The 13,491-nt window shown below is 46.4% G+C and carries 12 protein-coding genes; 2 read left to right on the forward strand and 10 right to left on the reverse strand.

Features of this window, described 5'->3' with window-relative positions; all coding sequences use genetic code 11:
• Position 1: 1 nt before the first annotated feature.
• The 5 genes from MKY73_RS20930 to leuB all read right to left on the reverse strand — a co-directional run bounded on the left by MKY73_RS20930 (position 2) and on the right by leuB (position 5,320).
• Entirely contained in the window at positions 2–967 is a 966-nt protein-coding gene (locus tag MKY73_RS20930; RefSeq protein WP_339303276.1) for a MoxR family ATPase, read from the reverse strand.
• A gap of 121 nt (positions 968–1,088) precedes the next feature.
• On the reverse strand, positions 1,089–2,195 hold the full coding sequence (locus MKY73_RS20935) for a PAS domain-containing sensor histidine kinase (RefSeq protein WP_150364819.1): 1,107 nt from the start codon (positions 2,193–2,195) through the stop codon (positions 1,089–1,091).
• Between the two features lie 448 nt (positions 2,196–2,643).
• Positions 2,644–3,060: a hypothetical protein gene (locus tag MKY73_RS20940; protein WP_017689649.1), complete on the reverse strand. Its 417-nt coding sequence runs from the start codon at positions 3,058–3,060 to the stop codon at positions 2,644–2,646.
• 356 nt (positions 3,061–3,416) lie between these two features.
• Positions 3,417–3,956 carry a peroxiredoxin gene (locus MKY73_RS20945; protein ID WP_091032840.1) on the reverse strand — a complete coding sequence of 180 codons (540 nt, stop codon included), beginning with the start codon at positions 3,954–3,956 and terminating at the stop codon, positions 3,417–3,419.
• A gap of 278 nt (positions 3,957–4,234) precedes the next feature.
• Positions 4,235–5,320, reverse strand: a complete 1,086-nt coding sequence (leuB, locus tag MKY73_RS20950) for a 3-isopropylmalate dehydrogenase (protein WP_339240821.1) — start codon at positions 5,318–5,320, stop codon at positions 4,235–4,237.
• Between the two features lie 234 nt (positions 5,321–5,554).
• Here leuB and MKY73_RS20955 point away from each other — a divergent pair, with 234 nt between their 5' ends.
• Positions 5,555–6,535, forward strand: a complete 981-nt coding sequence (locus MKY73_RS20955) for an aldo/keto reductase (RefSeq protein ID WP_339303277.1) — start codon at positions 5,555–5,557, stop codon at positions 6,533–6,535.
• A gap of 225 nt (positions 6,536–6,760) precedes the next feature.
• Here the strand turns inward: MKY73_RS20955 and MKY73_RS20960 are convergent, their stop codons facing one another.
• The 4 genes from MKY73_RS20960 to ilvB all read right to left on the reverse strand — a co-directional run bounded on the left by MKY73_RS20960 (position 6,761) and on the right by ilvB (position 11,926).
• Positions 6,761–8,302 carry a 2-isopropylmalate synthase gene (locus tag MKY73_RS20960; RefSeq protein WP_339303278.1) on the reverse strand — a complete coding sequence of 514 codons (1,542 nt, stop codon included), beginning with the start codon at positions 8,300–8,302 and terminating at the stop codon, positions 6,761–6,763.
• Positions 8,303–8,441: 139 nt separating this feature from the next.
• A complete protein-coding gene (gene ilvC, locus MKY73_RS20965) occupies positions 8,442–9,434 on the reverse strand; it encodes a ketol-acid reductoisomerase (protein ID WP_278296085.1) in 993 nt (330 codons plus the stop codon).
• A 261-nt stretch (positions 9,435–9,695) separates the two neighbouring features.
• Positions 9,696–10,178: an acetolactate synthase small subunit gene (ilvN, locus tag MKY73_RS20970; RefSeq protein ID WP_339240815.1), complete on the reverse strand. Its 483-nt coding sequence runs from the start codon at positions 10,176–10,178 to the stop codon at positions 9,696–9,698.
• Positions 10,175–11,926: a biosynthetic-type acetolactate synthase large subunit gene (gene ilvB / locus MKY73_RS20975; RefSeq protein ID WP_339240813.1), complete on the reverse strand. Its 1,752-nt coding sequence runs from the start codon at positions 11,924–11,926 to the stop codon at positions 10,175–10,177. The genes ilvN and ilvB overlap by 4 nt, the downstream gene beginning before the upstream one ends.
• Positions 11,927–12,526: 600 nt before the next feature.
• On the opposite strand from ilvB, the gene MKY73_RS20980 reads away from it, so the two are divergent.
• Positions 12,527–12,973, forward strand: coding sequence for a GNAT family N-acetyltransferase (locus tag MKY73_RS20980; protein ID WP_339240811.1), 447 nt, complete (start codon positions 12,527–12,529; stop codon positions 12,971–12,973).
• A 6-nt stretch (positions 12,974–12,979) separates the two neighbouring features.
• Here the strand turns inward: MKY73_RS20980 and MKY73_RS20985 are convergent, their stop codons facing one another.
• Entirely contained in the window at positions 12,980–13,369 is a 390-nt protein-coding gene (locus MKY73_RS20985) for a hypothetical protein (protein WP_339260004.1), read from the reverse strand.
• Between the last annotated feature and the right edge of the window lie 122 nt (positions 13,370–13,491).

Consider the following 13,491-nt stretch of genomic DNA (forward strand, 5'->3'; position numbering starts at 1 on the left):
ATTAACGCCCGCTTGTAGCGAGATTCTCCGTAGGCACTTCTGTCTGATTCAGAAGTTCCTGGATGATACGCTCCGCCAAGCCTTCTTGTTGTCTGATCCGGTTACGAAATACAAGTCGGTGGGCCAGCACAGGTACCGCCAGAACCTTAATATCATCAGGCAAAACAAAGTCTCTGCCATGCAGTGCAGCCCATGCCTGACTTGCCTTAAGTAATGCCTGAGCCCCGCGTGGACTTACGCCAAGCGAGAGCTCGGGATGTTGCCTTGTCGCTTCTGTTAACTGAATGATATATCGCAGCAAATCTTCGTTGATTTGCACGGTTTTATACGTATCCTGCGCCTTCAAAAGTTCTTCACGACTGATCACTGCCGTGAGATCATCGACAGAGCGGCTGGCTACCGTACGTCTCAAAATTTCTACACTCTCTTCACTGCTTGGATAACCCATGCGAATTTTCATCATAAAACGATCCATCTGAGCCTCAGGTAGCGGAAAAGTTCCCTGATTGTCTACGGGGTTCTGGGTGGCGATAACGATAAATGGCCGTTCCAGCTGTCTCGTTGAGCCGTCGATACTGATCTGGCGCTCTTCCATGCACTCCAGCAAGCTTGATTGCGTACGCGGTGTAGCCCGGTTAATTTCATCGGCTAGTATAAGATTGGCAAACAAGGGCCCCGGTCTGAATTCAAAATCACCTTCTTTTTGATTAAAAAAGTGAATTCCTGTTAAGTCAGAGGGCAGCAAGTCTGGTGTAAACTGTATCCGTTGGAAGGTACAGTCCAATGAAGAGGCCACTGATTTGGCAAGCATCGTTTTCCCTGTACCCGGTACATCCTCCAGCAGCACATGTCCTGACGCTATAATCGCGGTCATCACCAGCTCTATGGTATGCTCTTTTCCCACAATTACTTTTCCCACGTGATCCATCAATTGTTGATTCATTCGTTCCATTCCTTGGATTTCCATCTGCATCTCATCCTTCCGTTATGGAGCTTATGTATTCGCATTCATTACTAACTATAACCCTAATTGGCAACATAAAACAAAGGAGTCGGCAGATGGCCGACTCCTTGACTCCCCGCACTTCTCAAAATACCAAAGGCAACATAATCATAAACCGCGTACCCTCGCCTTTTTTGCTATCCACAGAGATGGTACCTCCATGGTTCTTGATGATTCGGTAACTTACTGACAGTCCAAGTCCCGTTCCGCTCTCCTTGGTCGTGAAGAATGGATCAAACAGACGTACAAGCGTATTATGGTCCATCCCATGACCGTTATCCGCGATGGAGATCTGCACGAACTTGTTTTCCGTGGCAGTAGATATTCGAATTAGACCGGTATGTTCTTCACCGACTTCCTCGATCGCATCCATTGCATTTTTCACCATATTCAAAATAACCTGCTTAATCTGTTTGACATCAATGGACACATTCAGCGGGGCATCCCCTTCATCCAGGACGATCTCGCATCCCTTCATCAAACCTTCGCTTTCTGTCAGCAGGACCACCTCTTTGAGTAAAGAGTCGACAGACATCACGGTCTTCTGTGGAGCCGATGGTTTGGAAGAATTCAAAAATTCGTAGATGATGTCGTTCGCCCGATCAATCTCCGTCAGTATGATTCGCGCGTACTCGTCTTTGCCGAGCTGCAGCAAATGGGGCCTGAGCAGTTGGATGAACCCACGGATTGCAGTCAACGGATTACGAATTTCATGAGCAATAGATGCTGAAATCCGCCCCAGCATCGCAAGTTTGTCATTTTGATAAGCGGTCTGTTCGATTTGTTTATAATCAGATACATCTTTGACGCTGAACAAAAAATCGCCATCCATCTGATCACCGTACGTTACAGTAACCAGCCAATGCCTGCCGTATTCATCGATCAACTCATGATAGCGCTTACGATGGAAAATGGTTTCCCGATAAATACGTAAAATTTTCTTTTTCTTGAATCGGCTCATCTGCGGATGATGCAGCATTTGCATCAGGGTGCAGCCGCTCAACAGACTTCTCGGAAGTTCCAACAACTTTGCCATCTGAACGTTAATAAACGTCAATACACCGTGACTGTCAAACAACATAATACCGCTATCCAGATGTTCCAGTACATTCTCGTACTTGTTGTTATCCAGATGCACAGGCGGGAATCCATCCGTTGGTTGAGGCACTGTATCCTGAAATTCACTAATCATGTCAGGTTCCTCCTTTTCACGTAAATGATAAACTTGCCATTCGGACATCATATCATCACAGAAACAGGAAGGGCCGATTTTATTTTTCATTACCGGTGCCCTTTCGTTGGGGGGCTGAGCCGAAAATATGGATGGCATGTCCGGAACTCAAGCTGGTCTATTCCCGGTAACCAACACTCGATCCGGAAAATCATATACGTTTGTTCCATTCCGACCTTCTCCTATTCCCAAACACGAACATTTTTTGCTCCGCCTCTTTTGCAAGTCTGCTTTTATCATAGACAAGTTTATAGAAGAGAGTCAATCGGAGAAAGTGTCGAATGGAAATTATTTTAAAAAAAACCTCGAATTAGTTCCAGAACAACAGCACAAAAACGAAGCCGTTTCACCCCTTAGGCAAATCAGCTTCGTTTTTAATATCTTTAATTTGTGATATATCCAAATTCATCTATAGTCCGGTCTTATTATGCTGAATTTTCAGTCTGCGCTGACTCATCACAGCTAATCGACGTTTAAGTTCACTTTCCCACTTCTCGTCTTTGGTTTCCTTCGCGAGCCTGAGCAAATCCAGAGCCATATCAATCTGGCGCTGCACAATGACCATGGCATCCTCGCTCTCACGGTTTACACAGTTTTCGAAAATCGCATCCTCATCTTCTGTAACATAATCTTGAAAGTCGATCTCGGATGCACCATCTCCATGCGCATATTCGGCGAGAATTTCATATTCGTTTTCCACTTTATAATGCACCTCAACCCGATGACACACCGGGCAAAACAGCAGGGGAACATTATGAACCTGGGTGCGGTAATGCTTCAGCGTGCCCTTCGTTCCAACCATACTTGCCCCACAACAGTAACTCATTTTTGTTCACCCTCCTTATTACGTGCCGGGATTTTTTTGTTAAAATGCATCCCGTACACTTCCAGCACTTCCGAAAAGGAATAGTTCCATCAGTGTATCACATTCATGTACAGATTATAAATGCAGAGCACCGGAATATTTACCGGGTTTCCATACCCTATTCGCCTTACTGGCCATCAATTCCTCTTTCAACAAATAAAAAGAAGACTTTCTTCTAATATATTATTAACACGCTTAGCTGCTTGTTCAAACACTTTTGATTAACTTCGTGATAACTTCTGGCAAAAGGGTGCAAAAAGCCCTCAATCCCTAACGGGATGAGGGCTTGAACAAAAACCGTTCAAGTTAACCTGGCCTTACAGGTTGTTGTCGCCTGGTTTCCAGTTCATTGCACACAATCCGCCGGATTGCAGTGCTTGCAGTACGCGAAGTGTTTCTTCAACACTACGGCCTACATCGTTGTGGTTAACCACTTGATATTTCAATTCGCCTTCTGGATCGATGATGAACAAGCCGCGCAATGCTACGCCTTCTTCTTCGATCAGAACGCCGTAATCTTTAGCCACTTGCTTCGTGATGTCGGAAGCCAGCGGGAAGTTCAATTGACCCAGACCATTGCTGTCTACAGGTGTGTTGATCCATGCTTTATGGCTGTGTACGGAGTCTACGCTCACGCCAAGGATTTCAGTATCCAGAGCTTTGAATTGCTCGGAAGCAACGCTCAAAGCTGTAATTTCAGTTGGGCACACAAATGTGAAGTCCAAAGGATAAAAGAAGAATACAAGCCATTTGCCACGATAATCGGACAGTTTAACGGAACCAAAATCTTGTCCATCTCCCGATACTGTTTCCATTGCGAAATCCGGTGCTGGTCTACCAACCAAACGTTCTGCCATAACTAAAAATTCCTCCTTTGGGATTATGTAAGCATCCATATGGATTGCTCATCATCAAGAAAAACGCGAACGCCTTTCCTGTAATTAAAATGATTTGATACTTGATAACAAGTACAAGTAAAATGTTATCATCCGGACTTCCCAAAGTCAAGATTATAACCATTATTTTTTTATAATAATTATAAATAAGGATTTTTCGTGCCAAAAATCATAAAGGAACAGCCCTCTGTACATTCCATAACTGGAAACAAAGGGCTGCCATGTTCTTGATCATATAATTACGCCTGTTTCTGAATAGCCGCTACAATCAAATCGCCCATTTCGGTCGTGCTGATCGCTGTGCTCTTGTCTACAGCAATATCACTCGTGCGGTGTCCTGCGTTCAATACATTCGACACAGCTGCTTCAATGGCATCCGCACCTTCTGCATAACCAAAGGTTGTGCGGAACATCAACGCCAAAGAGAGAATGGTTGCAATCGGATTAGCGAGGCCTTGACCTGCGATATCCGGTGCAGAACCGTGTACCGGCTCATAGAGTCCGAAGCTGCCTTCTCCCAGTGATGCAGATGCAAGCATACCGATGGAACCCGTCAGCATCGCTGCTTCATCACTCAAGATATCTCCGAACATGTTTTCCGTTACAATAACATCGAAGCTGGCTGGGCGACGAAGCAATTGCATCGCACAGTTGTCTACCAACACATGCTCCAGTTCAACATCCGGATAATCCGGTGCTACCCGATTCACAACTTCACGCCAGAGACGGGAAGTTTCCAATACGTTGGCTTTGTCTACAGAAGCCAGCTTCTTGCGACGTCCTTGCGCAATTTCGAATGCCTGACGAACGATTCGCTCCACTTCTGTTACATTATATGCACAAGTATCTACGGCCTCTTCACCCTGTGCACTTTCACGTCTGAACTTCTCACCGAAGTAGATACCACCTGTCAATTCACGTACCACCATCAGATCTGTACCTTCAAGTACTTCCGGCTTCAACGTTGAGGCATCCTTCAAGCAATCAAATACGACAGCCGGACGCAGGTTGGAGAACAATCCGAGTGCTTTGCGAATACCCAGCAGGCCTGTTTCCGGGCGAAGCTCCTTGCTGTTGTTATCCCATTTTGGACCGCCAACCGCTCCAAGCAGGACTGCATCTGCACTTTTACACACGCTCAGTGTTTCTTCTGGAAGAGGTGTACCCTTCTCATCAATCGCGATTCCACCAAACAGGGCATGCTCTGTCTCAAAACGATAACCGAATACTTCCTCCGTACGTTTAAGAACTTTCTCAGCCTCAGCTACGACTTCAGGGCCGATTCCGTCACCTGCAATAACTGCAATTTTTTTCACGTCTGCCATTGGGTTGTCCACTCCTTATATTTCATTCATTAATTATTCATAAAGTAACGTCTCATATTAACTCTCTCTTTTGTATCATATTCCAAGGTCATTTGACCAAGATATACAATCTATGACTTTAATAGATTTTACCTATAAGCCGATAGAGATTAACTTTCACAAGTTGTTCCTGACCCTCCCGGTAGGGTAAAATATAGCTGAATTCAAATCAGGTACGCAGGAGGGATAAGCAACATGCAATATTCGTATTTGGGTAAATCAGGCCTCAAGGTCAGTCGAATCTGTCTCGGTACCATGAATTTCGGGCCTGCTACAGATGAAAAAGAAGCTTTCCGCATTATGGACGCAGCACTCGATGCAGGGGTAAACTTTTTTGATACCGCTAACATCTACGGGTGGGGTGAAAATTCCGGGCTTACCGAAGAAATTATCGGACGCTGGTTCAATCAGGGCGGTGGCAGACGTGAAAAAGTAGTTTTGGCCACCAAAGTCTATGGCTCCATGCATGATGATACAGATGGCCCCAACAACGAAGCTGGCCTCTCTGCCTATAAAATCAGACGGCATCTGGAGGGTTCCCTCCGCCGCTTGCAGACCGATCATATCGAACTGTATCAGATGCACCATGTTGACCCAGCTGTGTCATGGAATGAGCTGTGGGGTGCATTTGAGAATGCCGTTCATCAAGGTAAAATCGGTTATGTAGGGTCAAGCAACTTTGCTGCATGGCAGATTGCAATCGCTCAAAGCGAAGCCAACAACCGCCATTTCCTTGGCCTTGTTTCCGAACAGCATAAGTACAGCCTCAACTGTCGTTTGCCTGAGTTGGAAGTGCTGCCTGCTGCCAAAGAACTGGGCCTCGGCGTCATTCCATGGAGTCCGCTTGATGGTGGGTTACTGGGACGTAATGCTCTGCAGAAGCTGGAAGGGACACGCAGTGGCGGCATCGCGGGACGAATTGAGCAGCAACAGACTCAACTTGAAGACTTCGCAGCGCTCTGTCGTGATCTCGGTGAACCACAGGATACGGTGGCTTTGGCATGGGTTGCAGCCAATCCCGCAGTAACCGCTCCAATTATTGGACCGCGTACACTGGAGCAGTTTGAGACCGCACTCAAATGTCTGGAAGTGACTTTGGATGAAGCCGTGCTCAAACGTCTGGATGAGATTTTCCCAGGTCCAGGTGGACATGCACCTAATGCATACGCGTGGTAATAACTTGATAGCGTATGGTAATGCACGAGGTCACCGTAGAAACTACACTGTGTGGACCTGCCCTAATTATATATATTAAAAGCAAAAGAGTCTGACCCTCCATAGGAGAGTCAGACTCTTTACGTACCTCACTGAACGGAACATAGCAGGCCGAACGATCTTCTATATCCATTCGAAATGAGATACATCTTCCTGTCAGCGTACATTGCTGCACTGGAACGGAGCCTACAGGTTCACATTTACACGATTTGTGTATGTCTTGCGTTTCTCAATTAATTGATTCAGACCGTCTACATAGGCACGTGCACTTGCACCCAATATATCTGTGCTTACACCACGTCCTTGTACGGAAACCTGATTTTGAGTCAGCACAACATGTACTTCACCCAATGCATCCTTGCCATGTGTTACCGATTTGATCGAATAGTCAGACAACGTTACGTCTTCCCCACTTACTTGGTCAATCGCATTGTAGATCGCATCTACCGATCCATTACCCTCCGCCTGCTTCTCAACCGTATCCCCGTCAAGCGTTGCAATGCGGACTTTGGCTGTTGGTACTGATTCATCTCCGTACGTAACAAAGATCGATTCCAGTTTGTACACCTCAGGTGCATCCTGCAATTTCTCTTCAATCACGGCAAGCAGATCTTCGTCAGTAACTTCTTTCTTCTTGTCAGCCAGTTCTTTGAACTGGGCAAAAGCCCGATTCAATGCTTCTTCTTCCAACTCATAGCCAAGATCGATCAACCGCTCACGGAAGGCATGACGACCGGAATGTTTACCCAGTACAAGCTTGCTTTCCTTCAAACCGATGGACTCTGGGGTCATAATTTCGTACGTTGTTTTTTCCTTCAGCATGCCGTCCTGGTGAATGCCGGATTCATGTGCAAAGGCATTCGCCCCAACAATGGCTTTGTTTCCTGGCACAACCATACCTGTCAAACGGCTAACCAAACGACTGGTCCGTGCAATTTCAGATAACTGCAGCGAGGTTTTCGCCTGGAAAAATTCCTGACGTGTCTCCAGCGCCATAGCAATTTCCTCGATCGCCGTGTTACCTGCACGTTCACCAATGCCATTGATCGTACCTTCGATCTGATCGGCCCCGTTGAGGATGGCTGCTAGTGTATTGGCCGTCGCCATACCCAGGTCATTATGACAGTGGGCACTCAGCTGTACCTTTTCAATCCCGTGCACATTCTCCTTGAGATGTTTGAAAATGTTTCCATATTCATATGGACTGAGGTAACCCACCGTGTCCGGAATATTCACAACGGCTGCGCCTTCTTCAACAGCCATATTCACCATTTCCACGAGGAAATCATATTCAGTACGACCTGCATCCTCAAGTGAGAACTCGATCTTCGAAAATGTTTTCTTCGCATAACGAATCGCGGAACGAGCTGTATCCAGTACCTGCCCTTTGTCCATACGCAATTTATGTTGGCGGTGAATAGGTGAAGTTGCCAGGAAAACGTGGATACATGGGTCCTGTGCACCTTTAAGTGCTTCCTTAACCGCATCAATGTCTTGCTCTCTGGAACGGGACAAGCCAATTACGGTAACATTTTTAACCGCTTTTGCTACTGCATTGACAGCTGCCAGGTCGCCTGGAGATGCCGCCGGGAAACCAGCTTCCATCCGGTCAATGCCAAGCCGCTCGAGCTGATGGGCAATTTCCACCTTTTCACGAGTGTTCAGATTGACTCCCGGGGATTGCTCTCCATCACGCAGCGTTGTGTCAAATACATAGATTTTACGCACGCTTCGCACCTCCTGTACTTGTATTATAATGTTTCTCTGAACCAGCAATAGCGGCTCACGCATAAGCACGGCCGCTATTCCCAGTTAAAGCTTTAAGTTTACTTGAATACCTTAAAGTGCATATTCTAAAAGTTAATGCTTACTTCTTGATCCAGTGCATCATCTCACGCAATTGTCCGCCAACCACTTCGATTGGGTGTTCAGCTTCGTTACGACGAGTTGCTGTCAAGAATGCACGACCGGATTGGTTCTCCAGAATGAAGTCACGTGCGAATTTACCTTGTTGGATATCCGTCAGCACTTCTTTCATTGCTTTCTTCGTATCTTCCGTTACAACGCGAGGTCCAGTTACATAGTCACCGTACTCAGCTGTGTTACTGATGGAATCACGCATACTTGCAAGTCCGCCTTCATACATCATGTCAACGATCAGCTTCAGTTCGTGCAGACATTCGAAGTATGCCATTTCAGGAGCGTAACCCGCTTCTGTCAAAGTTTCGAATCCCGCTTTTACCAATGCACTTACGCCACCACACAGAACAGCTTGCTCACCGAACAAATCAGTTTCTGTTTCTTCACGGAAGGAAGTTTCGATAACCCCTGCGCGTGTACAACCGATACCTTTAGCATAAGCCAAACCGATTTCTTTCGCTTTACCCGTTGCATCTTGCTCGATCGCGATCAAGCCCGGTACACCAAAACCTTCCACGTAAGTACGACGTACCATGTGACCAGGGGACTTAGGAGCTACCAGCAATACATCACTGTTTTTTGGAGCAACGATTTGACCGAAATGAACGTTGAAACCGTGGGAGAAGAGCAATGCAGCGCCTTCTTTGAGGTTTGGTTCGATTTCGTTTTTGTATACAGACGCTTGAGTTTCGTCAGGAAGCAAGATTTGAACTACATCTGCGCGGCTTGTTGCTTCAGCCGGGGACAGAACTTCAAATCCGTCATTTTTTGCGGAGTCAAAGGATTTACCTTCACGAAGTCCGATGACCACGTTCAATCCGCTATCACGAAGGTTTTGGGCTTGGGCGTGGCCCTGGCTACCATAACCGATTACCGCAATCGTTTTTCCTTTCAATACGCTAAGCTCTGCATCCTGTTCATAATAAGTAGTTACTGGCATGTTTATAAGTCCTCCTTTTATTGTAAAGAACCCTTCATTAATGAGCGGGTGTCTCAAGGGACCGACTCGCTTGGAGTGTCCAAAGCGTCTCAGGTCTGATCGATCCGTTCAGACACCCGCCCATTAATGCGGGAATGTATCTATCTTTTCAAGCGTTACATCACTAAAATGTTATATTGCAACTAGTAAGGGACTGACACTTTCACATAAGATCAACTGTATATGTTAGCTCACCGTCGTCCCTTTTCATTCATTATAGCCCTATGCGTTGCCGCGTACCAATGCAGTTATGCCTGTACGGGACAATTCGCGAATGCCGTATGGTTTGAGCAATTCAATCATCGCATCAATTTTGTCCGTATCTCCAACCACCTGAACAATCAAGCTGCCTGGACCAACATCTACAACGGATGCGCGGAATGTTTCTACCACACCCAGAATCTCAGGACGCTCGGAAGGCTCTGCTTTAACTTTGATCAGGGCAAGTTCACGGGCTACCATCGGTTTCAGGCTGAAATCAACCACTTTGATCACATCGATGATTTTGTACAATTGTTTCTCAATCTGCTCCAGCGTTTTATCGTCACCAATGGTGACAATAACCATCCGGGAGAGTCCAGGTTCTTCTGATTGACCCACTGTAATACTCTCAATGTTAAATCCGCGTCGACCGAACAACCCCGATACCCGCTGAAGGACGCCTGGCTGATCGTTAACCAATATTGAAATCGTATGTCTAATCATTCCTCAGCATCCCCCATCAGCATTTGATCAATTGTTGCTCCCTGCGGAACCATCGGATACACATTTTCATCTTTGCGTACCACGAATTCTACAACGACTGGGCCTGGTGTATCCAGAGCTTCCTGCCAAGCACGTGCCGCTTCTTCTTTATTCGTTGCACGCAATCCTTTTACGCCATATGCTTCAGCCAGTTTTACAAAATCCGGACTTCCTGCCAGATCAATATGGCTGTAGCGGTTCTCATAGATGATCTCCTGCCATTGGCGGACCATTCCGAGCACCTGATTGTTAATGATTACAATTTTAACAGGTATATTGTTAATGGCACAGATCGCGAGTTCTTGGGAACACATCTGCATTCCGCCATCACCGTTAATCGAGATTACGAGTCTGTCCGGATTGGCCATCTGAGCACCAATGGCAGAAGGGAATCCAAAGCCCATTGTTCCGAGACCACCTGAAGTTACCCATGAACGCGGTTGATTAAATTTGTAATATTGTGCTGCCCACATCTGATGTTGTCCCACATCCGTAGTTACAATCGCTTCACCTTTGGTTGTATCATTCAGCATTTCAACAACCCACTGGGGTTTCAGCACTTCGTCTGAATCCGTATAGCTGTAAGGTTTCTCTTGCTTCCACTGTTTGATCTGGTCTCTCCATGCATCTGCACGCTCTGCACGTCCAACTTCTTTGTTAGCTATTTCCAGTACAGTCTTCACATCACCCACGATTGGAATATCAGTTGCAATGTTTTTACCAATCTCCGCCGGATCGATATCGATATGAACGATCTTGGCATGTGGAGCGAATCCATCCAGCTTGCCTGTTACCCGGTCATCGAATCGAGCACCGATATTAATCAGCAGATCCGCTTTTTGAATAGCCTGATTGGAAGTGTACGTTCCGTGCATACCTGGCATACCCGTCCATAATTCATGACCGCTTGGGAATGCACCCAGACCAAGGAGAGTCGTTGTAATTGGAATGCCTGTCTTCTCAACAAACTCGAACAGTTCTTCATGTCCACCCGAGTACACTACACCGCCACCAGCCAGAATCATTGGACGTTCTGCTTCCTGAATGGCTTGGGCCAAACGGTCAACCTGCAGTTTGTTTGGTACTGTCCGTGGATTGTACCCTCTCAATATAACAGGTTCAGTTGTCGGTTCAAACAAGGTTTTGTTCGCTGATACATCTTTTGGGATGTCGATCAGGACAGGACCTTTACGACCGGTATTGGCAATATGGAATGCCTCATGAATTACACTGGACAGATCTTTTACATCTTTCACCAGGTAACTGTGTTTCGTGATTGGCATTGTAATCCCGGTAATGTCCGCTTCCTGGAAAGCATCTGACCCGATCAGGCTCGAAATAACATTCCCCGTAATGACTACGAGTGGTACTGAATCCATATATGCTGTTGCAATACCCGTAACCAGATTCGTTGCTCCTGGTCCGGAAGTAGCGATGCAGACACCAACTTTGCCGCTTGCACGTGCATATCCGTCAGCTGCATGTATTGCTCCTTGTTCGTGACGAGTGAGAACGTGTTTGAAATCCTCGAAACCATACATCGCATCGTAAATGTACAACACTGCGCCGCCCGGGTAACCAAATACGCACTCAACACCTTCAAGTAACAAGCTTCTCAGCAGAATTTCGGATCCGCTAATGACCTCCGGCTTCATCCATTTTTCACGTAATTCATCTGTTGACCGTACTTCTGGAATTTGAGCTCCCATCAGTCATCCTCCTCTCGAAATTTACACCATTCTGACATTTAAAGTTACAAAAAAAACCTTCCATCCCTGCAAACAAGTTCATGCTTGCGAGGGACGAAAGGTTATCGCTTCCGTGGTACCACCCAACTTTGCCCGAAATTTCGCAATAACGGACCTTACCAGGTATAACAAAACGAATAGCTCAAACGAACATAGTCGTTTCCCATACCTGTTGTCTGTAACGCAGACATACGATTTTCCCTAATACGCGAAAGGAGTGACATCCAGTGCTTTTCAGGAAAACAGCTCCGAGGTGAGCTCGTATATAAGGGATAATGGTGGTGGTTTCAGCAATTCCAGCCACTCTCTGAGCAAAAGAGCCCTTAAAACTTCGTCCTCTTCATAGCCGATGAAATATTCTCGTTAAATGTTAGGAACATTATATGATTCCTCCAACCGATAAGTCAATACCTGTTTTGCATAAAAATTCAGAGAACCTTTCTTCCTCCCTCTTCAACCTTTAAGGTTGCCCTAATCCCAGCGCTTCATTCAGTCACCTTTTATCTTGCTTCGGGCATAGGATATACGAGCAGCGCGACTGGTCCTGAAAGGAGGCTCCGTATGGTGATTCGGCAACGCACATCCAAGCTGGATGATGGCGCCATCATGAAGCTGATTGACACTCAACTTGTGCCTCTCTCTCACATGAGTGAAAAAGAAATTAACAAAATCCGCAAAGAAATACCCCTGCGAATGAACAGGGGCATGACCTTTGTTGTCTCGCCGGAGCCAGATAAAGCTGCTGTGGCATTCATCCATTTTCTCATGCATGGGGAACTGCTCTATGTCGATATGATGGCTGTTAGCCTGAAAGAACAACGCAAACGTTACGGCCAAACTTTGCTGCTCAAGGCAGAGAGCTTTGCGGCATCCCGGGGATGTCGAAGATCGAAAGTGATGGTGGATGAAGGCAATACCAAAGGGCTTCAGTTTTATCAAAAAAATGGGTACAGCGCGATTCGATACATCATGATGAGCCGCTGCTACGAATTGGAAAAAACATTATAGAATCCCCTAGAAAAATCCTGGCGGACGTGGTCCTGGTCCATAAGGACCGAACCCAGGCCCTGGGCCAAAACCGCCACCAGGTCCTCCTGGTCCATAACCCGGTCCGTAGCCTGGACCATATCCCTGGCCCGGTTTCGGGCCAGGGCCATATCCGGGACCAAAGCCGGGACCAGGTCCATAAGCATAAGGCAGTGTGGCAATAGCGAGCAGATCAAACAGTACCAATGGCAAAATCGCTTTAGTACGTACTTTTTTGCCATTCAGACGCTTCAGTACCAGTTTGTTGCCGGATACTTTCAACAGCTTTCCCGTAACCCGAGTGCCGTCTTTTTTGATTGCAACAATATTTTTGCCTATTAATTTCATCGCTTCATCACGCGTAACTTGTTGTTTCATACTTTCCCCTCCTCCTCGGATCGTTCAAAACAGTGTATTCGTCCATCACTGAATTCGCCTGTTTCTTTGTCCCTACCTGAAAATATGGGTATCTGCACGAGAACAAAACTAAACGTGAAAAA

Origin of the sequence: Paenibacillus sp. FSL R5-0519, from assembly GCF_037974275.1 — a bacterium.
Lineage (GTDB): Bacteria > Bacillota > Bacilli > Paenibacillales > Paenibacillaceae > Paenibacillus.